This window comes from Saccharopolyspora pogona (assembly GCF_014697215.1).
Classification (GTDB): domain Bacteria; phylum Actinomycetota; class Actinomycetes; order Mycobacteriales; family Pseudonocardiaceae; genus Saccharopolyspora; species Saccharopolyspora hattusasensis.
Genome location: NZ_CP031142.1, coordinates 8732211 through 8756574, shown reverse-complemented (window position 1 = coordinate 8756574; position 24364 = coordinate 8732211). Strand labels below are relative to the sequence as shown.

21 protein-coding genes are annotated in these 24364 nt (G+C 70.0%); 6 read left to right on the top strand and 15 right to left on the bottom strand.

Annotated elements, in window-relative coordinates:
* Positions 1-14: 14 nt before the first annotated feature.
* Positions 15-1805, bottom strand: coding sequence for an ABC transporter substrate-binding protein (locus tag DL519_RS41345; protein ID WP_190823056.1), 1791 nt, complete (start codon positions 1803-1805; stop codon positions 15-17).
* A 169-nt stretch (positions 1806-1974) separates the two neighbouring features.
* Here DL519_RS41345 and DL519_RS41340 point away from each other — a divergent pair, with 169 nt between their 5' ends.
* Complete coding sequence (locus DL519_RS41340) at positions 1975-2802, top strand: M55 family metallopeptidase (RefSeq protein WP_190823053.1); 828 nt, start codon at positions 1975-1977, stop codon at positions 2800-2802.
* Here the strand turns inward: DL519_RS41340 and DL519_RS41335 are convergent, their stop codons facing one another.
* Both DL519_RS41335 and DL519_RS41330 read right to left on the bottom strand, forming a co-directional pair.
* Positions 2803-3540, bottom strand: a complete 738-nt coding sequence (locus tag DL519_RS41335) for an Imm1 family immunity protein (RefSeq protein ID WP_223840093.1) — start codon at positions 3538-3540, stop codon at positions 2803-2805. It lies immediately after the preceding gene.
* Positions 3541-3614: 74 nt separating this feature from the next.
* Complete coding sequence (locus DL519_RS41330) at positions 3615-4241, bottom strand: TetR/AcrR family transcriptional regulator (protein ID WP_190823051.1); 627 nt, start codon at positions 4239-4241, stop codon at positions 3615-3617.
* Positions 4242-4394: 153 nt separating this feature from the next.
* On the opposite strand from DL519_RS41330, the gene DL519_RS41325 reads away from it, so the two are divergent.
* Positions 4395-5129, top strand: coding sequence for a sugar isomerase domain-containing protein (locus DL519_RS41325; RefSeq protein WP_190823049.1), 735 nt, complete (start codon positions 4395-4397; stop codon positions 5127-5129).
* Between the two features lies 1 nt (position 5130).
* Here the strand turns inward: DL519_RS41325 and DL519_RS41320 are convergent, their stop codons facing one another.
* From DL519_RS41320 to DL519_RS41305, 4 genes are all read right to left on the bottom strand, one after another.
* Positions 5131-5952, bottom strand: a complete 822-nt coding sequence (locus tag DL519_RS41320; RefSeq protein ID WP_190823047.1) for an enoyl-CoA hydratase/isomerase family protein — start codon at positions 5950-5952, stop codon at positions 5131-5133.
* Between the two features lie 65 nt (positions 5953-6017).
* Complete coding sequence (locus tag DL519_RS41315) at positions 6018-6227, bottom strand: helix-turn-helix domain-containing protein (RefSeq protein WP_010310662.1); 210 nt, start codon at positions 6225-6227, stop codon at positions 6018-6020.
* Between the two features lie 188 nt (positions 6228-6415).
* Positions 6416-8044, bottom strand: coding sequence for an ABC-F family ATP-binding cassette domain-containing protein (locus DL519_RS41310; protein WP_190823045.1), 1629 nt, complete (start codon positions 8042-8044; stop codon positions 6416-6418).
* Positions 8045-8285: 241 nt separating this feature from the next.
* Complete coding sequence (locus DL519_RS41305) at positions 8286-9857, bottom strand: deoxyguanosinetriphosphate triphosphohydrolase family protein (protein WP_190823043.1); 1572 nt, start codon at positions 9855-9857, stop codon at positions 8286-8288.
* Positions 9858-9971: 114 nt separating this feature from the next.
* On the opposite strand from DL519_RS41305, the gene DL519_RS41300 reads away from it, so the two are divergent.
* A complete protein-coding gene (locus DL519_RS41300; RefSeq protein ID WP_190823041.1) occupies positions 9972-11171 on the top strand; it encodes a lycopene cyclase family protein in 1200 nt (399 codons plus the stop codon).
* A 200-nt stretch (positions 11172-11371) separates the two neighbouring features.
* Entirely contained in the window at positions 11372-13126 is a 1755-nt protein-coding gene (locus DL519_RS41295) for a GGDEF domain-containing protein (RefSeq protein ID WP_190823039.1), read from the top strand.
* A 31-nt stretch (positions 13127-13157) separates the two neighbouring features.
* On the opposite strand, the gene DL519_RS41290 is transcribed toward DL519_RS41295, so the two are convergent.
* The 8 genes from DL519_RS41290 to DL519_RS41255 all read right to left on the bottom strand — a co-directional run bounded on the left by DL519_RS41290 (position 13158) and on the right by DL519_RS41255 (position 21695).
* Positions 13158-14510 (bottom strand): HNH endonuclease signature motif containing protein, encoded by a 1353-nt coding sequence (locus DL519_RS41290; protein WP_190823037.1) that lies wholly within the window; start codon positions 14508-14510, stop codon positions 13158-13160.
* 637 nt (positions 14511-15147) lie between these two features.
* Positions 15148-15555, bottom strand: coding sequence for a metal-sulfur cluster assembly factor (locus DL519_RS41285; protein WP_168584485.1), 408 nt, complete (start codon positions 15553-15555; stop codon positions 15148-15150).
* A 73-nt stretch (positions 15556-15628) separates the two neighbouring features.
* Complete coding sequence (sufU, locus tag DL519_RS41280; protein WP_190823035.1) at positions 15629-16087, bottom strand: Fe-S cluster assembly sulfur transfer protein SufU; 459 nt, start codon at positions 16085-16087, stop codon at positions 15629-15631.
* A gap of 24 nt (positions 16088-16111) precedes the next feature.
* Positions 16112-17419 carry a cysteine desulfurase gene (locus DL519_RS41275; RefSeq protein ID WP_190823033.1) on the bottom strand — a complete coding sequence of 436 codons (1308 nt, stop codon included), beginning with the start codon at positions 17417-17419 and terminating at the stop codon, positions 16112-16114.
* Positions 17416-18189 carry a Fe-S cluster assembly ATPase SufC gene (gene sufC, locus DL519_RS41270; protein ID WP_190823032.1) on the bottom strand — a complete coding sequence of 258 codons (774 nt, stop codon included), beginning with the start codon at positions 18187-18189 and terminating at the stop codon, positions 17416-17418. Before sufC ends, DL519_RS41275 begins: the two co-directional genes overlap by 4 nt.
* 38 nt (positions 18190-18227) lie before the next feature.
* Entirely contained in the window at positions 18228-19412 is a 1185-nt protein-coding gene (sufD, locus tag DL519_RS41265) for a Fe-S cluster assembly protein SufD (protein ID WP_223840092.1), read from the bottom strand.
* Position 19413: 1 nt separating this feature from the next.
* Complete coding sequence (sufB, locus tag DL519_RS41260) at positions 19414-20877, bottom strand: Fe-S cluster assembly protein SufB (RefSeq protein ID WP_190823030.1); 1464 nt, start codon at positions 20875-20877, stop codon at positions 19414-19416.
* Positions 20874-21695: a helix-turn-helix transcriptional regulator gene (locus DL519_RS41255; RefSeq protein WP_190823027.1), complete on the bottom strand. Its 822-nt coding sequence runs from the start codon at positions 21693-21695 to the stop codon at positions 20874-20876. The genes sufB and DL519_RS41255 overlap by 4 nt, the downstream gene beginning before the upstream one ends.
* Positions 21696-21780: 85 nt before the next feature.
* Here DL519_RS41255 and mptB point away from each other — a divergent pair, with 85 nt between their 5' ends.
* Positions 21781-23349, top strand: coding sequence for a polyprenol phosphomannose-dependent alpha 1,6 mannosyltransferase MptB (mptB, locus tag DL519_RS41250; protein WP_190823025.1), 1569 nt, complete (start codon positions 21781-21783; stop codon positions 23347-23349).
* Between the two features lie 11 nt (positions 23350-23360).
* Positions 23361-24296, top strand: a complete 936-nt coding sequence (locus DL519_RS41245; RefSeq protein ID WP_190823023.1) for an ABC transporter ATP-binding protein — start codon at positions 23361-23363, stop codon at positions 24294-24296.
* The last annotated feature ends 68 nt before the right edge of the window (positions 24297-24364 follow it).

Genomic DNA, 24364 nt, shown 5'->3' with positions numbered 1-24364 from the left:
GCTTCGGACACGGCTCACTCCCTGGTGTCGGCGGTCGCGCGGCGGCGGACCACCACGAGCGCCACCACGACGCCGACCAGCATTACGACCCCGCCGAGCACCCAGGCGACACTGGTGTAGTCGGTGCCCGAGCCGTTCAGCGCCTTGTCGGTGGGCTGCGCGCCGTAGTAGCCCCAGTAGCCCTGCTGCGCCACGATCACGCCGTCGGTCTTCGGCTGCAGGCTGAACCCGCTGTAGCGGTCGGCGCGGTAGGCCTCCAGCGAATTCTGGTACCACAGGATCAGACCGGCGGCCTGGTCGTAGAACCGGGCCTGCGCCTGCTTGACCAGATCGACCCGCTTCGCCTGGTCGAACTCGCCGAGCTGCCGGTGGTAGAGGTCGTCGTACTGCTGGTCGCACAGGAACGTGTCCGGGTTGCCGCCGCCGTTGGGACCCGGCCGGGACGCGCAGGTCTGCAGCCGCAGCACGTAATCCGGGTCCGGGTTGGCCGCCCAGCCGCTGATGACCATGTCGTAGTCGGCGCTGGTGGTGCGGTCGTTGAGCTGGTTGTCCGACACCGGCTGCAGTTCGACGCCGATGCCCAGATCGGCCAGCCACCGCTTGACGAACTCGCCGACCTGGGTGTCCTCCGAGCGGGAACCGTGCAGCACGAGGTTGAAGTTCAGCGGCTCACCCTGCGGGGTCCGGCGGATGCCGTCCGCGCCGCGGGCGTAACCCGCCTCGTCGAGCTTCCGGTTGGCCGCCGCCGGGTCGAAGGTCCGCGGCTGCGGCGGAGTCCACTGGTAATCGGAGAAGATCGGCGGCAGGTACCCGCCGCCCTCCTGGCCGTAGCCGCCGAGCACCCGGCCCACCAGGACCTTCCGGTCGATCCCCTGGTCGATGGCCTGCCGCACCCGCACGTCCTTCAGCGCCGGGTGACCGGTACCGATCGGCTGGTTCTCGCTGTTGGCCGCGCCCGGGTTGAGCGACAGTTCGAAGAACCGCCGCCCCTGGCCCCTGACCTGCTGGATGCCGGGCTGCCCGGCGAGCGCGTCGAACTGCGCGGGGGTGAGCTTCTGGACGACGTCGACGTCACCCTTGCGCAGCGCCTGCACCGCGGCGTCGCTGTTCTTGAACTGGATGAACCGCAAGCCGGCGACCTTCGGCGCACCGCGCCAGAACTCCGGGTTGGCGGTCAGCGTGACGTCCTGCTCGGCGCGGTAGCCGGTGAGCGTGAACGGCCCGCTGCCGACAACCGGCATCTGGTCGTTGGCGAAGGTCGCGACGTCGGCGACCTTCGACCACACGTGCTCGGGCACGATCGGCGCGTCGATCGCCAGCATCGTGGCCTGCGGCGTCTTGGTGCGGATCACCAGCGTGCTGTCGTCCGGGGCGGTGACGGCCTCGAAGTTCTCCACGACGTTGCCGTTGGCGGTGCTCGCGGCCGGATCGGTCATCATCCGCTTGAACGTGTAGGCCGCGTCGTGGGCGGTCACCGGCTGCCCGTCGGACCACTTGACGCCGGGGCGGATCCGGAAGGTCCAGGTGAGCCTGTCCGGAGAGGGCTCCCAGCTCTCGGCGAGCTCCGGCATCACCGAGAAGTCGTCCGGGCTGTAGGTCGTCAGCGTCGGGTAGATGGACCGGAAGATGTCGCTGGAGGGCACCGTGTAACCCAGGAACGGGTTCAGCGAGTCGATCTGCTGCTGCAGCCCGATCCGGAGCGTCGCCCCGTCCTGGCGCGCGCCGTCTCCTTGCGCCGTGGCCGGCATCGGTGCAAGCAATCCGACCAGCAGCACGGCCCAGAGCACGGCGAATCGTCTGCTCACGGTGCCCCCTCCTTTGCGGCGAATGAGAAGAAGAAACCACCTTCGGGCACTGTTCGTCAATGGTTAACCGAAGGTCGTCTCCGAGCCGCGTCACGCAGGGGAATCGAACCGTTACCCAATCGGCGCGTCGCCGCCTGGAAGCCTGGTTGCGCGGCATAGATTTGCCGCCGTGCGGATCTTGCTCTCAGCGGACATGGAAGGCGTCACCGGCGTCACCTGGACCGACGACGTGGTGCCGGGGACCGAGCAGTGGCAGCGCTTCCGCCGCCTGTTCACCGGGGACGTCAACGCGTGCGTCGAAGGGCTCTGCGCGGGCAGCGCCACCGACGTGCTGGTCAACGAGGCGCACTCCGCACAGCGGAACCTGCTGCTGGAGGACCTCGACCAGCGGGCCGTGCTGCTGACCGGGCGGCACAAGCCGCTGTCCATGATGCAGGGCATCGATTCGGATGTCGACGGTGTGGTGTTCCTCGGCTACCACGCGGGCGCGGGTGAGGAAGGCGTCCTCTCACACACCTACCTGGAGAACTCCATCACCAGGGTGTGGCTCGACGGCGCCCCGGCCGGGGAGGGTGGCCTCAACGCGGCGCTGGCCGCCGAGTACGGGGTGCCGGTCCTGCTGGTCACCGGCGACGACCGGGCCTGCTCCGAGGCCGCAGGTTACGCACCCGCTGCGAAGACCGTCGTGGTCAAGGAATGCGTGAGCCGCTACGCGGCGATCTGCCGCCCACCGGCCCGCACCGCGGCCGACATTCGCGCCGCAGCCACCGAAAGCCTCGCGCTGGCCGGGCGGACCGAGGGCGTGGTCCGGCCGCACCGCATCGAGGTGGAGTTCGACGCCGCGCACCTGGCCGCTGCGGCCGAGGTGATCCCGACCGTCGAGCAGCTGGACGTGCGGCGGGTCGGGTTCGACGCGCCGAACATGACCGAGGCGATGAAGGCATTCAAGATCGTGGCGACCATCGCGGCCCGCGCAATCCAAGGCATCTACGGCTGACTAAAGGTCTCCCCAGCGCGCGGTCTGCCAGTGCACGGCCTCCGGTCGCTGACCGGTTCGGGTGAATTCGTCCAGTGCGGCGCGGAGATCTCGGAACGGCAGGACCGCGTCACGCGGGAATTTCAGCGTGCTGCCCGCGTCGAACGGCAGCGCCGGCGCCTCCGCCGACGGTGCCGGGTTGAGCGTGTGCCAGGACTGGAGTTCGCCGTCCTCGGACTCCTCGGTGAAGTTCAGGACGCCGACCTCGGCCGCCACGTCGGTGACGATCCGGATCTGCTGGTACGGCCCGGCAGCCTCGGGATCCTCGTGCGGGCGGTCCCACACGTAGAGGTGGCCGGCGCCGGGCCGCTGCGGCCGCAGCACCTTGTCCACCAGCTCGGCCTTGTCGTCCTCGGTCTGCGCGTAGTACCGCTCGCCGTCGGCGACCGCGGTCGCGACCGTGATCCCCAGTTCGGTGTTGCGGGCCCCGATCGCCTCGGCGCGCAGGCCTTCCAGGCAGATCCGCGCCTCCTTCAGCGCCTTGATCGCCGCGCCCTGGTGGAACACCAGGTCTCCCCAGTAGGGGTGGCCGAGCACCTTGTTGAGGTCGTCGTAGACCTCGTGCGTCGCCTCGATCAGCTTGTCCAGGGCGCCCACCGGGACGTCGGCGAGGCGGGCGAACACGACCGCAGGCGGTTCGAGTGGGCCGGGCTCGTCTTGCGCTGGATTCGACATGCTCCCCGCATCCACTTCGATCATGGCCGACCCTTCCAGAGGCTACCGTGCGTCATCCAGCGGTATCGCAGCGCCACCGGGCGGCCGACCGCCCTCGCTCAGCTGGCGCAGTCCCGCAGCACCCCAAGCGTCGGTTCGTCCCGACCCGAGCCCAGCGACAATAACGCCCGCGCCAGTCCGTCCGCGTCGTCGAGCCCGAACTCCTCGACCAGGTCGTCGGGCAGGCTGAGCACCGACAGCGCCACGCCGAGCATGCCCGCGTCCAGCAATCCCGCGCCGCGGCGGCTCATCTGGCGCCCCACCGCGGCGTGCAACTGCACCGCGGTGTCCACATTGGCCTCGGTGATGTCGCCGAGCGCCTCCCGCACCTCGGGGTTGCGCACCGCTTCCAGGTGCAGCTCGAACAGCGCCAGGAACTGCGACCTCGCGCTCGTGGACATCCGCCGCAGCATCGCCGCGTACAACGCGGCGATCTCCGCACCGGTGACGTCCGCGGGAATCTGGCTGCGCAGGTCGCGCAGCGCAGCGGTGTGCTGGGCGGCGAGATAACGCGCGACGGCCAGGAACACCGCGCTGCGCGTCGGGTAGTAGTTCTTGGTGGTGCCCTCTGGAACCTCGGCCTCGCGGTCGATGGCGCGGTGCGTGAGCCCGCGGCCTCCTTCGCGCGCCAGCACCTCGATGGCGGCGTCGGCGAGCAGTTCCCGGCGGTTGCCTCGTTTCGGCATGCATCCCCCGCGGTCCGATCTTGCTTGCTGATCAACAGCGTATCCCGCGCACCACACCAGTGGTGGGCAGGGGCACGCCGCGCGCCTTGACCGATACCCCCGTGATTGGTATAGACCTCATGTCCACGATCACCTCGCCACGGGAGCGCGAACATGTCGGAAACCGGCCTGGTCCACGCCGAGCAGACGCTGGAACACCTGCGAAAGATCGGCGCGCACAACACCGAGACCCTGCGAGCCGCCGCCGACCGGCTCTTCGCCGCCATCCAGGCGGACGGCCTGGTGTTCACCGCCGGCGCGGGCCACTCGCTGGCCGGGGTGATGGAGTCCTTCTACCGGGCCGGCGGGCTGGCCGCAGTCCGGCCGCTGTACCACCCGGACCTGCTGCCCCTGCACGGCGCGGTGGCCAGCACCAAGACCGAACGCCGCAGCGGCCTGGCCGAAGAGGTGCTCACCGGGGCCGGGTTCCGCGGCGGCACGGACGCGCTGGTGGTGTTCTCCAACTCCGGGGTGAACCCGTACCCGGTGGAGTTGGCCAAGCTCGCCCGCGCAGCCGGCTCGACAATCGTCGCGATCACCTCGCCGGCGGCGAGCGCCGAAGCCCCGAAGCGCGCGGGCACGACGCTGGCCGAAGAAGCCGGGATCGTGCTGGACACGCTGGTGCGCGGGGGCGATGCGAGCTACCCGGCGGCAGCACCGGTGACGGCGCCGCTGTCCTCGATGGCCAACGCGTTCCTGTGGAACATGCTGCTGGTGCAGATGTACGACCTCGCCGCGGCGGCAGGCGTCGACCTGCCGGTCTGGCGCAGCTCCAACACGGTCGGCGGAGACGAGGCGAACGCGGCGAACCTCGCGCACTACGGGGAACGGGTGCCGGGCCTGCGCTGATCTACTCCGCGCCGAAATGCTCGGCCAGCTCCGCGATGCGGCGCAGCTGGGCGGCGCGCTCGGCCGCGAGCTGCTGCTCCGGGTCGACGGCCTCGTCTGCCTGGACCAGCAGCGCCAGCGTCTCGCGGACCGCGCCGGCCGGCGGTTGCGTGACGGCTTCGGCGAGCCGGTCCACCGCGTCGTCGAGCAGCTCGGGCTCGATGACCGAGTTCGCCAGACCGAGCCGCACGGCCTCTTCCGCCTGAATTTCTCGCCCGGTCAGGCAGATCTCCACTGCCTTTGCGTAACCGACGGTCCTGACCAGGGGCAACGTACCGCCAAGATCCGGCACGAGTCCCAGCCCGGTCTCCGCCATGCGCAGCCGCGCATCGGTGGCGAGCACGCGCAGGTCGCACGCCAGCGCCAGCTGGAAACCGGCCCCGATGGCGTGCCCCTGCACGGCCGCGATGGTTACCCGGTCGGGTTCGCGAAGCCAGCTGAACCCCTGCTGGAAGCCGGCGACCTCGGCATCGGCCTGTTCGGTGGGGCGCTGGGCCAGCGCGGCCAGCCCAGGCGCCCCGTCGACGTCGGCGAATCCGAACAGCCGACGATCAAGGCCGGCCGAGAACGACCGACCCTCGCCGCGCACCACCACGACCCGGATCTCCGCGGCGAGACACCGCCCGATCTCCCGCAGCGCCTGCCAGGTGTGCGGTGTCTGCGCGTTGAGCTTGTCCGGGCGGTTCAAGGTGATCGTGGCACGCCGCCCGTGGATCGTGAGCCCCACACCGCCACGATCCAACAGGCCGGCGTCCACTATCGACTCCGCCAAACGGACCTCCATTGCAGATCTGAGCAGATCGCTGGAGTCGTGTTATGTCGAAATCCGGCGACCGCTGGTCGCCGTGCTCACTTCTTCTTCGAGCGCGTCGCGCCCCCGCGGCCCCGCAACTGCACGCCTGATTCGCTCAGGACGCGGTGCACGAACCCGTACGACCGGCCGGTTGCCTCGGCCAGAGCGCGGATGCTCGCCCCCTTCTCGTACTTCTTTCTCAGGTCACTCGCAAGCTTGTCCCGCGCACTACCCGTGATGCGCGCGCCTTTCTTCAGCTCAGCCACGGTGTCCCCGCCTTCCCTCTGAGCAGGTCGGGCCTCGCGACCCCTGTCAGCGCAATGATCGAACAGGATACGCGGGAACGCCAGGCGATCATGGAAAAAAGATCGGCCAATGGTCGAGATGTGCGCCCGGCGATCACCGGAACGCACTAATCCATCCGTAGTAGTGCGCGCCGCGAGCGCAACCGTCGTTACGCCAATTGGACGAGGTCCAGGTAGTCGTCTGACCAGTGGTCTTCCGTCCCATCGGGCAGCAGGATGACCCGTTCCGGTTCGAGGGCCTGCACCGCGCCGGGATCGTGCGTGACCAGCACCACCGCCCCGGTGAAGCTGCGCAGCGCGTCGAGCACCTGCTCGCGGCTGGCCGGGTCGAGGTTGTTGGTCGGCTCGTCCAGCAGCAGCACGTTCGCCGCGCTGGAAACCAGTCCCGCGAGCGCGAGCCGGGTCTTCTCACCGCCGGAGAGGGTGCCGGCGGGCTGCTGCAACTGCTCACCCTGGAACAGGAACGCGCCGAGCAGGGTGCGCAGCTGCTGCTCGGGGGTGTCCGGTGCCGCGCTGCGGATGTTCTCCCACACCGTGGCGTCGTGGTCCAGCGTCTCGTGCTCCTGCGCGAAGTACCCGATGCGCAGGCCGTGACCAGGCACGACTCCGCCCACGTCGGGTTCCTCCACGCCTCCCAGCAGCCGCAGCAGGGTGGTCTTGCCCGCACCGTTGAGGCCGAGCACGACGACCTTGGCACCGCGGTCGACGGCGAGGTCCACGCCGGTGAAGATCTCCAGCGAACCGTAGGACTTCGACAGGCCGTCGGCGGTCAGCGGGGTGCGTCCGCACGCGGCCGGTTCCGGGAAGCGGATCCTGGCGACCTTCTCCTGGGCCTGCTCGGTCTCCGCCTCGGCCAGCAGCTTCTCGGCCCGGCGGGCCATGTTCTGGGCGGCGACCGCCTTGGTCGCCTTGGCCCGCATCTTGTCGGCCTGCGCCATCAGGGCCGACGCCTTCTTCTCGGCGTTGGCGCGCTCGCGGCGGCGGCGCTTCTCGTCGGCGGCGCGGGCGTCCTGGTAGCGGTCCCAGTCCATGTTGTACACATCCGCCTCGCCGCGGATGGCGTCGAGGAACCACACCTTGTTGACCACGGCGGCCAGCAGATCCACGTCGTGGCTGATGACCACCAGGCCGCCGTCGTGGTTCTTGAGGAAGTCGCGCAGCCAGTTGATCGAGTCGGCGTCGAGGTGGTTCGTCGGCTCGTCGAGCAGCAGCGTGGTGGCCGATCCGCCGCCGGGCCCGGCCTCGGACGCGGCGAACAGGATCCGGGCGAGCTCGACGCGGCGGCGCTGACCACCGGAGAGCGTGCTCAGCGGCTGGTTGAGCACCCGGTCGGGCAGCCCGAGGTTGCTGCAGATCCGCCCGGCGTCGCTCTCGGCGGCGTAACCGCCGCGCGCGGCGAAGCGCTCTTCGAGCCTGCCGTAGCGGGCGATCGCCTTGTCCCGCTCCCGCTCGTCGACCAGCTCGGCCATCGCGGTCTGGGCCTTCTCCATGTCGCGGATCAGCTGGTCCAGGCCCCGCGCGGACAGCACCCGGTCCTTGGCGGTCACGGTGAGGTCGCCTTCGCGCGGGTCCTGCGGGAGGTAGCCGAGCTCGCCGCGGCGGACCACGTCGCCGGCGTAGGGCTGGCCCTCGCCGGCGAGCACGCGCAGCGTCGTGGTCTTGCCCGCGCCGTTGCGGCCGACCAGGCCGATCCGGTCGCCGGGCTGGACGCGCAGGGTCGCGTCGGAGAGCAGGATGCGGGAGCCGGCGCGCAGTTCCAGGCCGGTGGCAGAAATCAAAGGAAGCTCCGAAGGATAGTGGTCAAGCGGTTCCACGAACGCGCCCACCGGTCGGCGCCGGGTGGGCGCGGGCACTGCTGAGCGGCGCGGTCGCTAGACGACGACCGGGCGGACCAGCGATGGGGTGGCGCGGGGAACGCGAACCACGAAACGCTTGCTAACCACGGACACAGTGTATCTGGCGGTGTCCACCGATCTGATCGCAGACCGCATCACATCGGTCACACCCGAACAGCCCTCGTCACAGCACGAACGTGTCGCTCCACAACTGGGTGGTCCGGCCCGACAGGGCCTCCAGCAGCGCGGCCGACTGGTCATCGGTCAGCGAGGCGACGAAATCGATCACGGCCCGGCCGCGCGCCATCCGCTCCAGGCGCTCGGCGTCGGCCGGCTCCGCAGCGCCCGGCACCACCAGCAGCTCCGGGTCGTCGTTGAGCAACTGCGCGAACTCGGCGCGGGCCCGGTCGAAAAGGTCGCGCAGCCGGTGCGGCAGCCGGGCGGCCTCGCTGCGGTCGATCAGCCAGTTGTCCAGCGCCTCGACGAGCTTGCTCAGCAGCCGGTCCTGGCCGCGCTGGTGCAGCGCGAGGTCGGGGCGCTGCAGCACGAACCGGCGGTGCACGAACTTCAACACCTGCACCTCGTGCCACTGCTCGACCGCCAGCGCGACGTGCCCGGACCGCGTGTTCGGGTGCGCCTCGACCTGGATGCCCTCCACCAGGCGCTGGGTCCACTCCCCCGAGAAGGCCGCGATGGACTGCTCGGCGAGCCGGGAGCGGTCGAAGGGCACCTCCAGCAGCTTGTTGACGAGGTTCGCGACGACCTTCTTGACCGCGCTGACGAACGCCTCGTCGTCGGCGATCCAGCCGTCCTTGGCGTGCAGTCGGCGGCGCAGCCGCTCCAGCGAGCAGCCGGGGCGCATGCCGTCGCCGGCGAGGTCGGCGTCGGAGCGGCCGGCGAACTCCACGGCGTGCCCGAGCCACTCGGTCAGCTCGTGCGAGACGCTGGTGTGCTGCAGGATCCCGACACGGTGGAAATCTTCCAAGTCGTGGATCGCGTAGGCGATGTCGTCGGCGGTGTCCATGATCGACGCCTCGACGGTCTGCTGCCAGTCCTCGAGCCGCCCGCGGAACGCCGCGCGGGCGTCGATCATGTCGGCGAGTTCGGTGCTGTAGCAGGAGAACTTGGCCGACCCGGTGCCCGGCTGGTCCTCCGGTTCGGAGGCGCCGCGCGGTGGCGAGTCCAGGTGCCGGGGGTGCGGTTGCGGGCGGGACAGCCGCGTCCACGGGTACTTCAGCAGCGCGGCCCGCACCGCCGCGGTCAGGTCCAGACCGTCGACCCCGACGCCGCGCACGTCGATGCGGGTGACGACGCGGTAGGTCTGGGCGTTGCCCTCGAACCCGTCCGGCAGCGAGAACCGCTGCCGGGCCAGCCGGTCCAGCACGCTCTCGCCGAGGTGCCCGAACGGCGGGTGGCCGAGGTCGTGGCCGAGCCCGGCGGCCTCGACCACGTCCAGGTCGCAGCCGCCGAGGCGGTCCAGCCGCGCCACGTTGTCCGGGTCGGCCACCAGCCGCTCGGCGATTGCCCGTGCGGCCTGCGCGACCTTGAGGCTGTGGGTCAGCCGGTTGTGCAGCAGCAGCCCGGAGCCGCTGGGGCTGACGACCTGCGTCACGCCGCCGAGGCGGGCGAAGAACGCGGAGCTGGACACCCGGTCGCGGTCCGCGCGGAACGGGCTCGCGGCGAGATCACCAGGGCCGTTATGAACTCCGGAGCGTCCGCTGCGCCGCCCGGTCCGGGTTGGCTGCACATCCTGCATGGCCTCACGTTAATGGGTGCACGCAGGTGGCTTGCGTAGCGGCGCGGGTAGCGGAACCTCAGACACCCGCCGCCCTGGCAGCGGACCCCGTGTCCGACGTGATCTGATGCTGCAGTGGATGTCGTTGTCGTGGGCGGCGGACCGGCGGGTCGTGCGGCGGCGGCTGCCTGCAGCGATACGGGCCTGCAGGTGACGCTGGTCGACCCGGCCCCGCGTCGCGTCTGGCCACACACCTACGGGACCTGGCGCGACGAGCTGCCCCCGTCGGTGCCGTCGGCGGCACTGGCGTCGGTGATGCCGCGCATGGCGGTGCACGGCACCGACCGGCACGAATGGCAGCGGCCGTACGCGGTGCTGGACAACACGGCGTTGTGGAAGCACTTCTGGCGCGCCGACGTCGTCGAGGTGACGGGGCGCGCTACGGCCGCCGAACACGGGCCGACGGGTTCGACCGTGGTGCTGAAGGACGGTCGGCGAATCGCGGCGGCCGTCGTGGTCGACGCGACCGGCGCCGCACGGTCCCTCTCCGGCGGTCGCCCGCCGCACACCGCGGCCCAGCAGTCCGCGGTGGGCTGGGTGGTCGACGCCGCAACGGCGGAGCCCTTCTGCGACCCGGATGCGGGTGTGTTCATGGACTGGCGGCAGGCCCCGCAAACCCGCGGCGGCTGGCCCACGTTCCTCTACGCGATCCACCTCGGGCCGAACCGGGTGCTGATCGAGGAGACCTCGCTGGCGCGCCGCCCGGCGCTGCCGCTGGCGTTGCTGCGCCGGAGGCTGGCCGGCCGGTTCGCCGCGGCCGGGGTGGATGCGCACGGGCGGATCGACGAGGAGCGGGTGCGGTTCCCGGTGGACGACCCGTTGCCCCCGCCTGGCCGGGTGATCCCCTTCGGCGCGGCGGCCGGCTTCATGCACCCGGCGACCGGTTTCAGCGTGGCGGCGTCCCTGCAACGCGCGCCGTGGCTGGCGGCGGCGATCAGCGCCGCGCTCCCGTCCGGCCCGGCGGCCGCGGCCCGGGCGAGCTGGTCGATCCAGTGGCCACCGAGCGCGGTGGCCGCACACGTGCTGCGGGACCGGGCGCTGCACGCCCTGCTTTCCCTGCCCCCGGACCTGGTGCCGGGGTTCTTCGAGGCGTTCTTCCGGCTGGACGAGCCGCACCGGACGGCGTTCCTGGCCCCGGAAGGCAGCCCGGCCGGGACGGCGGCCGCGATGTCAGCGCTGTTCCGCAACGCGCCGTGGCGGATCCGGCGGCGGCTGGTGCTCGGCGGTCTCTCGGTGGGGCACCCGCCGGCCCGGCACGGCCTCGGCGGCGATTGACACCAGAACCGACAAACCCTGCAGATCGTAACGGAACGCTTCCGTTTCGCTGTGTCACTGGACACAGGCCCGCCTACAAGACGGTGTCCCGCCCCGGTCGGTCGAGCTAGGTTGGGCTCCGGGGAGAGCGGCGGTCCTCCGCCGAGGATGAGGAACTGAGATGTCGGTGAACAGGTCGTGAACACCGTCGATGGAGCGGCATGAGTCCGGGCAAGATCGACTCCGTGCTCGCGTTGGTTGACGAAGTGCGCTTCGCGTTCCAGCCGTTGATCAACATCAAGACCGGTGCCATCGTCGCGGTCGAGGCGTTGGCCCGGCCGGCGCGCGCGCACGTCCAGGACCTGTTCCGGGAGGCGGCCCGGCAGCGGCGGCTGACCGAGCTGGACGTGTCGCTGGCGACCGCCGCGCTGACCTCGATGGCGGAGCACGAGTCGCTGCTCCCCCTGCACCTGAACATCTTCGGCGGCACGGTCATCCACGACCTCCCCCGGCTCGACGCGGTGCGCGAGAAGCTCCGCGAGATCGGCCGCCGCGAGCAGGAGGTGACGCTGGAGATCGGCCCACCGTTCACCAGGCTGGACCCTGACCAGCTGCTCGCCGGGGTGGACAAGTTGCGCGGCGACGGTTTCCAGGTCGCCCTGGACGGCGTGGGTGAAGGTGATGTGCCGCTGACCCTGATCGCCGACATCGGGCCCGCGCTGGTGAAGCTGGACCGCGCCGTGGTCGCCGGGCTGCCGGACAGCCCGGCCCGGGTCGCGGTGGTGGAGGCGGTCCGCCACCTATGCGAGTCGACCGAGAGCCAACTGGTCGCCGAGGGCGTGGAGAACGAGCGCCAGCTGACCGCGCTGCGCCGCAACGGAATCCGCCTGGTGCAGGGGAACCTGCTCGCCCCGGCGGCCCGCCGGCCTCCGACGGCGAGCAGCGTGCCGGGTGTGGCGGCTGAGGTGACCGACCCGCACGGCCCATCGATCAGGACGCTCGCCACGGGTCCCCGGGTGACGGAGTTCCTGTCCCCGGCGACGATGCTGCCGATCGACGCGACAGCGGACAAGGTGCGCAGCGTGCTGGCCGATCACCCGGAGATCAGCGGCGTGGTGCTGGTCGACCACGAGAACCGGCCGGCGTGGACCATCGACCGCAACCGGTTCCTGCTGGCGGTGACCGGCCCGTATGGGCACGCGCTGCACGCCAAGCGCCCCGCGTCGCGGCTGGCCGATGAGCCGCGGGTGGTCAACACGGCGACGACGGCGATGGAAGCGCTGAGCCTGGTGACCCGCTCGGACCAGTACCGGATGTACGACGACGCGATCGTGGTGGACGAGTCCGGCCGCTGCCTGGGCGCGGTGCGGGCCGGCGACCTGATCCGCGGCATGGCGGAGCTGAAGGTGGAGGAGGCGGCGTCACTGAACCCGCTGACCCGCCTGCCGGGCAGCGACGCGATAGCCCGCGACGTGGCCCGCCGGATCGCCGCCGGCGAGATCTTCGCGGTGAGCTGGCTGGACATCGACAGCTTCAAGAGGGTCAACGACACGGCCGGGTTCTCCGCCGGCGACGACCTGATCCGCGCGATCGGACGCAGCCTCACCGACACGGCGACGGCGCTGAGCTCGGTGCAGGTCGGCCACGTCGGCGGCGACGACTTCCTGCTGGTGGCCGACCTCAACGACCTGGTGCCGCTGGCCGAGCTGGTGCTCGACCCGCCGCGTTCGGCGGATCACCTCGCCGTGAGCCTGTCGCTGGCAACGCTGGTGTGCACGCCGACGACGGTCGACTCCTACGACGAGGTCTCCAGCAAGCTCGCGCCGCTGAAGCAGCGCGCCAAGTCGCTGACCGGTTCGAGCTGGGTCATGTCGCGGCCGGGCTCGGACCGCATCGAGGTGCTCCGCGGCAAGCAACCGGAGGTGCCGCCGGGTTTCCCGACGCACGACCCGGAACTGCCGGGCCCGGCCTGGTAATTGCCGCTGGTCGACCGCCCGTAGCTGGGCGTCACGAATCGCCCGCCGGGCCCCGCTGGGTGGGGATGAGGTCCCGGAGGTATTCGCGGTGTTGGGTGGGTAGTGCTCTACCGCCTGGTCGTGGCGTTCGCTTTGGGTCCACTGTGGGCGGTGGGATGAACACCGGTCGCCGGTCTCGTATCTCGGTTTCCCATCGCTGGGTGTGCAGGGTCCGGTGGTGGTGACCGCAGAGCATCACCATGTTGCCCAGCTCGGTGCTTCCGCCATCGACCCAGTGGGCGATGTGATGTGCTTCCGGGGTTCCCGGCGGCCGGTCGCACCCCGGAAACGCACACACCCCGTCCCGCTGCAGCAACGCGGCACGGATCTGGGCGGGCGCGATCCGCTTCGCCCGGCCCACGTCCAGCGGGAGCCCGTCCCCGCCGAGAACCACCGGCAGCACCTCGGCGTCGCAGGCGATGCGGCGGGCGTTCTCGGCGGTGATGGCCCGTTCGGTGTTAAGGGTGCCGGGCAACCCTGTTTCGGCGGCGACGAACCCGAGCCCTCGCTTGAGGTCCTCGAAGTCGATGGAGATGGTGATGTGCGGCCGCTGTCCACCCGAACGCGGAACCCCGTCATGATCCAGCGCCAGGTCCAGGATGGCGGCGAAGCCGTCGGCGTTGCGCTGCCCCACCGTGCGCGGATCCTTCTCCCCCTCCACCTCCGGCCGCGGTGCGGCCAGCGGTTGCATCAGCGCGGCGAACTTCGCCCCGGCCTCGCGGTCGAGGCGGGCTTTGATGACCGTCATTCCGTCCCGGGCAACCGTGTAGTGCAGCTCCCGCGACTCATGCTGGTCTTCCTCGTCGTCGTAGGCACCGTCCTGATCCAGCAGATAGCGGATGCGCTCGGCGAGCTTCTCCAGCTCACGAGGCGTCATCATCCGCGCATACCCGGCCAGGGTTGATTCGACCTTACCGACCTGATGACAGCGGGCATACTCCGGCAGGCGGCGGACCCCGTCCACGATCACCCGCGCATGCTCCAACCCGATCGCACCCTCTGCCAAAGCCGCAGCAGTCTCAGGCAGGTCGGCGGGCATGACCTCGCCATACAAGCTCTGCCGGTCCTCAACATTGCGGGCGACCTTGACGCGGGTTTTCGCATCACGCGCATCGATGTTGAGCAACCCCTGCAACCACACCTGCGCCGACCGGAACCCCAACTCGGCATACACACCACGGTGGTCGGCTTCGGCGATGCACTGCAACTGCTCCATCATCAACACCCGCATCCCCTCCTCCAGTTCACAGATACGGGCGGCGAGTTCGGCATCCGTGCACGACACCGCCGACCGGGCACCAACGGTGCCGACGGCCGGATCCTGGGTGTTCAACAGCGGTGTCATACCAAATATTCTCCCGCATTAGAACACCAGTTCGCACGCCTTTTATGGTCACTTGATCAGGTGAAACACCCGGCCCGAAACCCAAAAACCCAAGCCGCGGAAACGAAAACACCGGAAACCCGACACAGAAACAGCAACGAAAACCACAGCACGCCGAAGGCGACACCCAACCACCACCAGACCACCAGCACGAGCATCGTGAGCGGTTTCAAGCGCTATAGCACCGAAAACCACGCACGGACCACCTCGGAACGGAACGATCACCACCACCCACGCCCCCACCCCGGTATTCCGCCACCCCGCAACGCAAAAGCCCCACCCCGCCAGACCACTCCTGGCCATCCCCGTGACACAAAGCCGAACAGGGGCTGCGGGACGGATGTCAAGCCGTTCACCCCCGAAGGGGCGGCCGAAGGCCGGGCTTGACCTCCGGCCCGCAGCCCCCACACTCCACCGACACGGGGATGGCACACCCACAACAGAACCCCAAAAGCCCCAACCCCGAACCAAACCCCAAAAGACCAGCCAACCCCAACCACCGCCCCAACCAGCTGCCCAACCAGCCCCAAGCCGCCCCGGCCCCCAAAAAGAAAAGGCACCTGGGAAACCCGGGTGCCCCTCCCAAAAAAACCAAGCCTCAAACGGTGAACCCGAGAGCCCGCAGCTGCTCGCGCCCTTCCTCGGTGATCTTCTCCGGCCCCCAAGGCGGCATCCACACCCAGTTGATCCGGAAGTCGTTGACCAACCCACCACCGGGCCCGGTCGTCAACGCGGCCCGTGCCTGGTCCTCGATAACGTCGGTCAACGGGCAAGCCGCCGAGGTCAACGTCATGTCCACGGTGGCACTGTTGTCCTGCTCGACCCGGATGTCGTAGACCAGCCCGAGGTCGACGACGTTGATCCCCAGCTCGGGGTCGACGACGTCACGGAGGGCTTCCTCGACGTCCTCCAGCGCCGCCACCTCGGCCGCCGGCGCGGCTTGCTCGGGCAGCGCCTCGGCGCTGCGGGCCACGTCAGTTTCCTGAACCGGGGCTTCGTCGATCATGACGCCTCCTCGACAGTGTCTTGCGGCACACCCGCACCCGCTCGGCTTACACGAGCGCGGAAGTGATTTTCGCTCATGACGCTTCCTCGACAACTACGCGCGATACCGCGTCCTTGAAAGCCATCCAACCCAGCAGCGCGCACTTCACGCGCATCGGGTACTTCGCCACTCCTGCGAACGCGACGCCGTCCTCCAGCACGTCCTCGTCCGGTTCGACCTTGCCGCGGCCGTGCATCAGCTCACTGAACGCAGCCTCGGTGGTCAGCGCCTCCCGCAGCGGCTTGCCGACGACCAGGTCGGTGAGCACCGACACGGAGGCCTGGCTGATCGAACAGCCCTGCCCCGCGTAGGAGACGTCGTCGACGATCGCGTCGGTGTCCGTGCCCGCCAACCGCACCCGCAGGGTGACCTCGTCGCCGCAGGTGGGGTTCACCTGGAACGACTCGGCGTCGAAGGGTTCCCGCAGGCCATGGCGGTGCGGTTTGCGGTAGTGGTCCAGGATGATCTCCTGGTACATCTGCTCAAGCTGCATGAAGAGTTCTCCTGCAGTCCCCGATCAAGCCACCCCGAAGAAGCGCTGCGCCTCGCGCACCGCGTCCACCAACGCCTTGACCTCGTCCAGTTCGTTGTACAAGTAGAACGATGCCCGCACGGTCGCCGGAATTCCCATCCGGCGGTGCAGCGGCCATGCGCAGTGGTGTCCGACGCGGACCTCGACGCCCTGGTCGTCCAGCACCTGACCGGCGTCGTGCGGGTGCACGCCGTCGATCACGAACGACACAGCGCCGCCGCGGTGCTCGGTGCTGGTGGGCCCGATGATGCGCACCCCGTCGATCGTCGACAGCTCCCGCAGCGCGAGCTCGGTGAGCCGCCGCTCGTGCTCGGCGACGCGGTCCATGCCGATCGCCGTCAGGTAGTCGACGGCCGCGCCCAGGCCCACGACCTGCGACGTCATCGGCACGCCCGCCTCGAACCGCTGCGGCGGCGCGGCGAACGTGGAGCGTTCCATGTGCACGAGTTCGATCATCGAGCCGCCGCTGATGAACGGCGGCATCGCGGCCAGCAGTTCGCCGCGCCCGTAGAGCACGCCGACCCCGGAGGGGCCGAGCATCTTGTGCCCGGAGAACACCGCGAAGTCCACGCCCAGCGCCTTGAAGTCCACCGGAGCGTGCGGCGCCGACTGGCAGGCGTCCAGCACCACCAGCGCACCGACCTGGTGCGCCCGGGAGACCAGCTGCTCCGTCGGGTTCACCGTGCCCAGCACGTTGGACTGGTGGGTGAAGGCCACCACCTTGGCCCGCTCGGTGATCAAACCGTCCACATCGGCCAGGTCGAGGCGGCCCTCGTCGGTGACCCCGAACCAGCGCAGGGTGGCGCCGGTGCGTTCGCACAACTGCTGCCACGGGACCAGGTTCGCGTGGTGCTCCATCTCCGTCACCACGACCTCGTCGCCCGGCCCCAGGCGGAAGCGCTCGGCCTCCGCCCCGGACGTGGCGGCGTTGCTCATGGCGTAGGCGACCAGGTTGATGCCCTCGGTGGCGTTCTTGGTGAACACCACCTCGTCGGCGTCGACCCCGATGAAGCGGGCGATTCGGTCCCGCGCGCCCTCGTACGCGTCCGTGGCCTCCTCGGCGAGCTGGTGCGCGCCGCGGTGCACGGCCGCGTTGGAGTTCTCCAGGAAGGAGCGCTCCGCGTCGAGCACCTGGCGCGGGCGTTGCGAGGTAGCCCCGGAGTCCAGGTAGACCAGGCGGCGGCCGTCGCGGATGCTGCGACCCAGGATCGGAAAGTCCGCCCGGATCGCCGCCACGTCCAGGGGCGTGCTCGGGGTGCTCGCACCCTCGGTGCGAGGAGGCTGAACGGTCATGACTGGACGGCTGCCTCCTTCTTGCCGGTGAAGCGCACGTAGCCCTTCTCCTCCAGCTCGTCGGCGAGCTCGGCACCGCCGGACTCTACGACCTTGCCCTCGGCGAAGACGTGCACGTAGTCGGGGGTGATGTGCTTGAGGATCCGGGTGTAGTGGGTGATCAGCAGGACACCCTTGCCGCCCTTGGCGTGGTAGGCGTTGACGCCTTCGGAAACCACCCGGAGCGCGTCGACGTCGAGGCCGGAGTCGGTCTCGTCGAGGATCGCGAACTTCGGGTCCAGCAGGTCCAGCTGCAGGATCTCGTGCCGCTTCTTCTCACCACCGGAGAAGCCCTCGTTGACACTGCGCTCGGCGAACGACGGGTCGATGTCGAGGTCCGACATGGCCTGCTTGACTTCCTTGACCCACTTGCGGATCTGCGGGGCCTCGCCGCGGACCGCGGTCACCGCGGTGCGCAGGAAGTTCGACATCGACACGCCCGGCACCTCGACCGGGTACTGCATGGCGAGGAACAGACCGGCGCGGGCCCGCTCGTCGACGCTCATCTCCAGCACGTTCTCGCCGTCCAGCAGCACCGAACCGGAGTCGATCCGGTACTTCGGGTGCCCGGCGATGGCGTAGGCCAGCGTCGACTTGCCGGAGCCGTTGGGGCCCATGATGGCGTGGATCTCGCCCGAGCCGACGGTCAGGTTGACGCCGTTGAGGATCGGCTTGGCGCCTTCCTCGGTGAGGACCGAGCCGTGCAGGTCCTTGATCTCCAGGGTGGCCATTTCTTCTTCGTTCTCCTGGTGTGTGCGAAAGCTGGTATTCAGACGCCGACGACGGCGAGTTCTTCCTCGATCGCGGCTTCCAGCCGCTCCCGGACCTCGGGCACGGTGATCTTCTGCAGCAGCTCGTGGAAGAACCCGCGCACCACCAGGCGCCGGGCCTGGTCCTGCGGGATGCCCCGGGCCTGCAGGTAGAACAGCTGCTCGTCGTCGAACCGGCCGGTGGCGCTGGCGTGCCCGGCGCCTTCGATCTCGCCGGTCTCGATCTCCAGGTTCGGCACCGAGTCGGCTCGCGCGCCCTCGGTCAGCACCAGGTTGCGGTTGAGCTCGTAGGTGTCGGTGCCCTCGGCCGCGGCCCGGATCAGCACGTCGCCGATCCACACCGAGTGCGCCGAGTCGCCCTGCAGCGCGCCCTTATAGAGCACGTTGCTGCGGCAGTTCGGCACCGCGTGGTCCACCAGCATCCGGTGCTCCAGGTGCTGGCCGGCGTCGGCGAAGTACAGGCCGAGCAGCTCGACGTCGCCGCCCTTGTCGCCGTAGGTGATGGTGGTGTTGACCCGCACCAGGTCGCCGCCGAGGGTGACGGCGAGGTGCCGGAACACCGCGTCGCGGCCCAGGTAGGCGTGCTCGGAGCTGACCTGGGTGGCGTCGTCGGCCCAGTCGTGCACGGACACGGCGCGCAGCTGCGCGCCGTCACCGGCGACGAACTCGACGTTGTCGCCCAGCGTGCCGGAACCGCGGTAGTCGATCACCACGACGGCCTCGGCGAACTGCTCTGCGCGGACCTGCAGGTGCCCGAAGGCCACCTGGCCCTCACCCGGGCCGTGCACCGTGATGGTGATCGGGTCCTCGGGCTTGGTGTCCTTCGGGACCGTGACGACGGTGGCCTCGGTGAAGGAGCTCCAGGCCTGCGCGGCGACGCGGTCGGACGGGATGCCCCCGTTGCCGATCCGTGCGTCGTCGCGGCTCACGGTCTCCACGGTCGCGCCGTCGCCGGTGACCTCGATCTTGATGTTGCCGGTGGCGGTGGCGGTGCCGTCGTGCAGGCCTTTGAGCCGCTTCATCGGCGTGAAGCGCCAGTCCTCCTCGCGGCCGCCGGGCACCTCGAAGGCCTCGACGTCGTAGGACGTGAAGCGCGCCCCGCGGGAGGACTGCGGGATGCCCGTGCCGCCCCCGTGCGAGTGCTCGGTAAGGCCGTGCTGGGCGTCGGTCTTGGTGGTGCTCATCTCAGCCGACGGCCCCTTCCATCTGCAGTTCGATCAGGCGGTTCAGTTCCAGCGCGTATTCCATCGGCAGCTCGCGGGCGATCGGCTCGACGAAGCCGCGCACGATCATCGCCATCGCCTCGTCCTCGGTCAGGCCCCGCTGCATCAGGTAGAACAGCTGGTCGTCGCTGACCTTGGACACGGTCGCCTCGTGGCCCATCGACACGTCGTCGACGCGGACGTCCACGTACGGGTAGGTGTCGGAGCGGCTGATGGTGTCCATCAGCAGCGCGTCGCACTTGACGTTGGACGACGAGTGGTGCGCCCGCTTCGCGATCTTGACCAGGCCGCGGTAGGAGGTGCGGCCGCCGCCCCGGGCGATCGACTTGGACACGATCGTCGAGGAGGTGTGCGGCGCCAGGTGCTCCATCTTCGCGCCCGCGTCCTGGTGCTGGCCCTCGCCGGCGAAAGCCACCGAGAGCACCTCGCCCTTGGCATGTTCACCCATCAGGAACACCGACGGGTACTTCATGGTCACCTTGGAGCCGAGGTTGCCGTCGACCCACTCCATGGTGGCGCCCTCTTCGGCCTTGGCGCGCTTGGTGACCAGGTTGTAGACGTTGGTCGACCAGTTCTGGATCGTCGTGTAGCGGCAGCGGCCGCCCTTCTTGACGATGATCTCCACGACCGCGGAGTGCAGCGAGTCGCTGGAGTAGATCGGCGCCGTGCAGCCCTCGACGTAGTGCACGTAGGCACCCTCGTCGACGATGATCAGGGTCCGCTCGAACTGGCCCATGTTTTCGGTGTTGATCCGGAAGTAGGCCTGCAGCGGGATGTCCACCTGCACGCCCGGCGGCACGTAGATGAACGAGCCGCCCGACCACACCGAGGTGTTCAGCGCGGAGAACTTGTTGTCCCCGGCCGGGATGACCGAGCCGAAGTACTCCTTGAACAGCTCCGGGTGTTCCTTGAGGCCCGTGTCGGTGTCCAGGAAGATGACGCCCTGCTCCTCAAGGTCCTCGCGGATCTTGTGGTAGACGACCTCGGACTCGTACTGGGCGGCCACACCCGCGACGAGGCGCTGCTTCTCGGCCTCCGGGATGCCCAGCTTGTCGTAGGTGTTCTTGATGTCCTCGGGCAGGTCTTCCCAGGTCTGGGCCTGCTGCTCGGTGGAGCGGACGAAGTACTTGATGTTGTCGAAGTCGATCCCCGACAGGTCGGCGCCCCAGTTCGGCATCGGCTTCCGGTCGAACAGCCGCAGCGCCTTCAGCCGGGTCTCCAGCATCCACTCGGGCTCGTCCTTCTTGCCCGAGATGTCGCGGACGACGTCCTCGTTGAGGCCACGACGTGCACTGGCGCCCGCGACGTCCGAGTCGGCCCAGCCGTACTCGTAGCTGCCCACGCTGGCCAGGATTTCGTCCTGGCTGAGCTGGCCGTTGCCGGTGGACGCCGTGGTGGGTGTGCGCTGCTCCGCAGCGGCAGTCATACGGACTCCCCTCCATCAGGAATCGGGGCGGTGTTCTGCCGGCCCTTCGGGACCGGGTCGGCAGAGGTCTGGACGGTGTCCGAGGTGTCGCCACCCGGATCCGCGAACCGCGCGGTTGGTACGTGCGTGGTGCAGGCCGCGTCACCATTCGCGATGGTGGCCAGCCGCTGCACATGGGTGCCGAGGACTTCGGCGAACGCCGCCGTCTCGGCCTCGCACAACTGCGGGAAGTCCGCAGCGACGTGCGCCACCGGGCAGTGGTGTTGGCAGAGCTGCTCGCCGCTGCCGACGCTTCGCGTCGAGGCAGCGTAGCCCTCCCTGGTGAGCGCGTCGGCGAGAACCTCCGCGCGCTTCGCCGGGTCGGTCGCGGCCGCCAGCACCTCCCGGTGGTTGGCCACCAGTGCGGCGATCCGCCGGTCGGCGAACTCGCGAACCGCTTGCTCCCCTTCGTGCTCGGCGATGAACCGCAGCGCCGCCACCGCCAGGTCGTCGTAGGCGTGCCCGAACCGCGCCCGGCCCACCTCGGTGAGCAGGAACAGCTTCGCGGGTCGGCCACGACCGCGACGGCTCCGCGGGGAGGCTTCCCGGGTGTAGGCCTCGCCCTCGGCGACCAGCACGTCGAGGTGCCGGCGCACCGCGGTGGGGCTCAGCCCGAGTTCGTCGGCCACCGCCGCAGCGGTGATCGGCCCCCGTTCCAGCAGCAACCGCGCAACCGCGTGCCGGGTGCGTCCGTCGCCGTGCGAGGCAGCACCCTGCTGGGCCGCGTGGCCCTCGGTGCCAGCCACGTCGACAGGCGGAGGCGTCCCGACGTTTTTCACAACACGAATGTTACCTATTTCGTCTCGAGACACCAGAGCGCGGGGCGGCCGCGTGAGCTGACTCACGCGATTACCCTTCGTCGTCGTGGCGGCAGTCGAATCGAAAGACCCAGCGCCCGCAGGTCCGACCCCGGGCCCCGCGGAACCGAAGCCCCTGGACCGCACCGAGCGGCGGCAGCTCGACGTCGTCCGCCGGTTCGGCACCACCGGCTCGCTGATGCTCGCGGTGGGCGCGATCGGCGCCGGGGCCGCCCCGGTGGACAACCCGCTGTCCGGCGCCCGCCTGATCGGTCTGCCCGTCCGGATCCCGACCGTCGCGATGGCCAGCTGCTGGCTGGGCATGCTGATGATCGTGATCGCCTGGCTGTGGCTGGGAAAGCTCTGCTGGCCGGGCCGCGGCCGGATGCTGTCGGTCACCCAGCTGGCCCGCACGCTGGCGATGTGGGCGCTGCCACTGGCACTGGCCCCGCCGCTGTTCAGCACCGACATGTACAGCTACCTCGCGCAGAGCGAGGTGGCCGCCCGCGGCTTCAACCCGTACGTGCTGGGCTCGGCCGCCGCGCTGGGCGTCGACCACCCGTTCACCGCCAACGTGCCCAACATCTGGCGCGACACCCCGTCGCCGTACGGGCCGCTGTTCCTGATGTTCGGCCAGATGATCTCCCGGATCATCGGCGACAACGTGGTGTTCGGGGTGCTGGTGTGGCGCGCGGTGATGCTGTGCGGGCTGGCGCTGGCGATCTGGGCGATCCCCCGGCTGGCGCGCCGCTGCGGGGTGCACCCGGCAGCAGCGCTGTGGCTCGGTGCGGCCAACCCGATCGTGCTGTTCCACGTGGTCAGCGGCATGCACAACGAGGCGCTGATGGTCGGCATCATGCTGGCCGCCATCGAGCTGGGGCTGCGCTACCAGACCGTGCCGGGCACCATCGCCGCCGGCGTGCTGCTGACCATCGCCGGGGCGATCAAGCCGCCCGGCTGGATCGCGCTCGGCTTCTTCGGGATCTACCTGGTGGTGCGGCGCGGCGGCCGGTTCCGCGACCTGGTGCGGTTCGCGGCGCTGCTGGCGGCGGTGTTCCTGGCAACCATGACGGTCATCACGGTGGCCAGCGGCTGGGGGTTCGGCTGGATCGACACCTTCGACGTGCCCAACCGGGTCAAGACGTTCATGGCGCCGCTGACCGCGTTCGGCATGACCGGCGGCGGCCTGAGCACCCTGCTGGGGCTGGGCAACCAGACCGACGCGATGCTGGTCATCACCAAGATCATCGGTTACCTGATCGTCGCCGCGATGTGCCTGCGGATGCTGTGGCTGTCCTTCCGCGGCCGCATCGAACCGCTGGCCGCGATGGGCATCACGTTCCTCACGCTCGCGCTGGCCGTGCCGGTGCTGTGGCCCTGGTACCTGCTGTGGTCGGTGGTGCCGCTGGCCCTGTCCACCAACAGCAACCGGTTCCGCATCACCGCGACCGCGATCTGCGCCGCGGTGTCGCTGCTGGTGCCGCCGACCGGGGCGGGTTTCGTGCTGCGCGCCTACCAGATCCCGTTCGCGGTGATCGCCGCCGCGATCGCCTTCGCGATCACGCTCTGGCTGGTGCGCGGCAAGGTCCCGGGCCTGCTGCCGACCCGCGGCGGTGTTCGGCCGGTCACGCAATAGGCTTGGATGTCGTGAGCAACGCCGACAGCCCGGCCGTCCGGTTGCGGGGGCTGAAAAAACGCTTCGGCGACACCGTCGCCGTTGCCGGGCTCGACCTGTGCCTGCCGCGCGGCAGCGTCCTGGCGCTGCTCGGGCCCAACGGCGCGGGCAAGACCACCACCGTCGAGATCTGCGAGGGCTTCCAACGCCCGGACGACGGCGAAGTGCGCGTGCTCGGGCTGGACCCGCGCACGCAGTCCGAGGCGTTGCGGCCGCGGATCGGCGTCATGCCGCAGGGCGGCGGCGCCTACCCGGGCGTTCGCGCCGACGAGATGCTGAACCTGATCGCCTCCTGCGCCGCCGACCCGCTGGACCCGGCGTGGCTGCTGGACGTGCTCGGCCTGGACGGCGCCCGCCGCACCCCCTACAAGCGGCTCTCCGGCGGCCAGCAGCAGCGCCTGTCGCTGGCCTGCGCCCTGGTCGGCCGCCCCGAGCTGGTGTTCCTCGACGAGCCCACCGCAGGGCTGGACCCGCAGGCACGGCGGCTGGTCTGGGACCTGGTCGGCGCGCTGCGCCGCGACGGGGTGAGCGTGCTGCTGACGACCCACCTGATGGACGAGGCCGAGGCGCTGGCCGACCGGGTGGTGATCGTCGACCACGGCCGCGCGGTCGCCGACGGCACCACCGCGGAGCTCACCGAACCCGAGGACGGCAGGCAGGAACTCCGGTTCCGCTCCCAGCCCGGGCTGGACCTGAAGCTGCTGCTGGCAGCGCTGCCGGAGGGCTGCGAGGCCACCGAGCTGCGCCCCGGCGACTACGTGGTGCGCGGCGTGGTCGACCCGCAGGTGGTGTCGACCGTGACCGCCTGGTGCGCGCAGCACGGCGTGCTCGCGCAGGAACTCCGGGTCAGCCGCCGCAGCCTGGAGGACGTGTTCCTGGAATTGACCGGACGGGAGCTGCGATCGTGAACGCCGAGACCAACGCTCCCGCCCAGCTCGGCGCCCAGTTCCCGCCGGGCACGTTCGCGCCGAAGCCC

What these genes read in the sequence shown, in the direction of transcription:
- DL519_RS41275 (WP_190823033.1), bottom strand. Translation starts at nt 17,419, where the DNA reads ATGACCGTTCAGCCTCCTCGCACCGAGGGTGCGAGCACCCCGAGCACG.
- DL519_RS41305 (WP_190823043.1), bottom strand. Translation starts at nt 9,857, where the DNA reads ATGCAGGATGTGCAGCCAACCCGGACCGGGCGGCGCAGCGGACGCTCC.
- sufB (WP_190823030.1), bottom strand. Translation starts at nt 20,877, where the DNA reads ATGACTGCCGCTGCGGAGCAGCGCACACCCACCACGGCGTCCACCGGC.
- sufC (WP_190823032.1), bottom strand. Translation starts at nt 18,189, where the DNA reads ATGGCCACCCTGGAGATCAAGGACCTGCACGGCTCGGTCCTCACCGAG.
- DL519_RS41325 (WP_190823049.1), top strand. Translation starts at nt 4,395, where the DNA reads ATGTCGGAAACCGGCCTGGTCCACGCCGAGCAGACGCTGGAACACCTG.
- sufD (WP_223840092.1), bottom strand. Translation starts at nt 19,412, where the DNA reads ATGAGCACCACCAAGACCGACGCCCAGCACGGCCTTACCGAGCACTCG.
- sufU (WP_190823035.1), bottom strand. Translation starts at nt 16,087, where the DNA reads ATGCAGCTTGAGCAGATGTACCAGGAGATCATCCTGGACCACTACCGC.
- DL519_RS41285 (WP_168584485.1), bottom strand. Translation starts at nt 15,555, where the DNA reads ATGATCGACGAAGCCCCGGTTCAGGAAACTGACGTGGCCCGCAGCGCC.
- DL519_RS41290 (WP_190823037.1), bottom strand. Translation starts at nt 14,510, where the DNA reads ATGACACCGCTGTTGAACACCCAGGATCCGGCCGTCGGCACCGTTGGT.
- DL519_RS41320 (WP_190823047.1), bottom strand. Translation starts at nt 5,952, where the DNA reads ATGGAGGTCCGTTTGGCGGAGTCGATAGTGGACGCCGGCCTGTTGGAT.
- DL519_RS41295 (WP_190823039.1), top strand. Translation starts at nt 11,372, where the DNA reads ATGAGTCCGGGCAAGATCGACTCCGTGCTCGCGTTGGTTGACGAAGTG.
- DL519_RS41330 (WP_190823051.1), bottom strand. Translation starts at nt 4,241, where the DNA reads ATGCCGAAACGAGGCAACCGCCGGGAACTGCTCGCCGACGCCGCCATC.
- DL519_RS41335 (WP_223840093.1), bottom strand. Translation starts at nt 3,540, where the DNA reads ATGATCGAAGTGGATGCGGGGAGCATGTCGAATCCAGCGCAAGACGAG.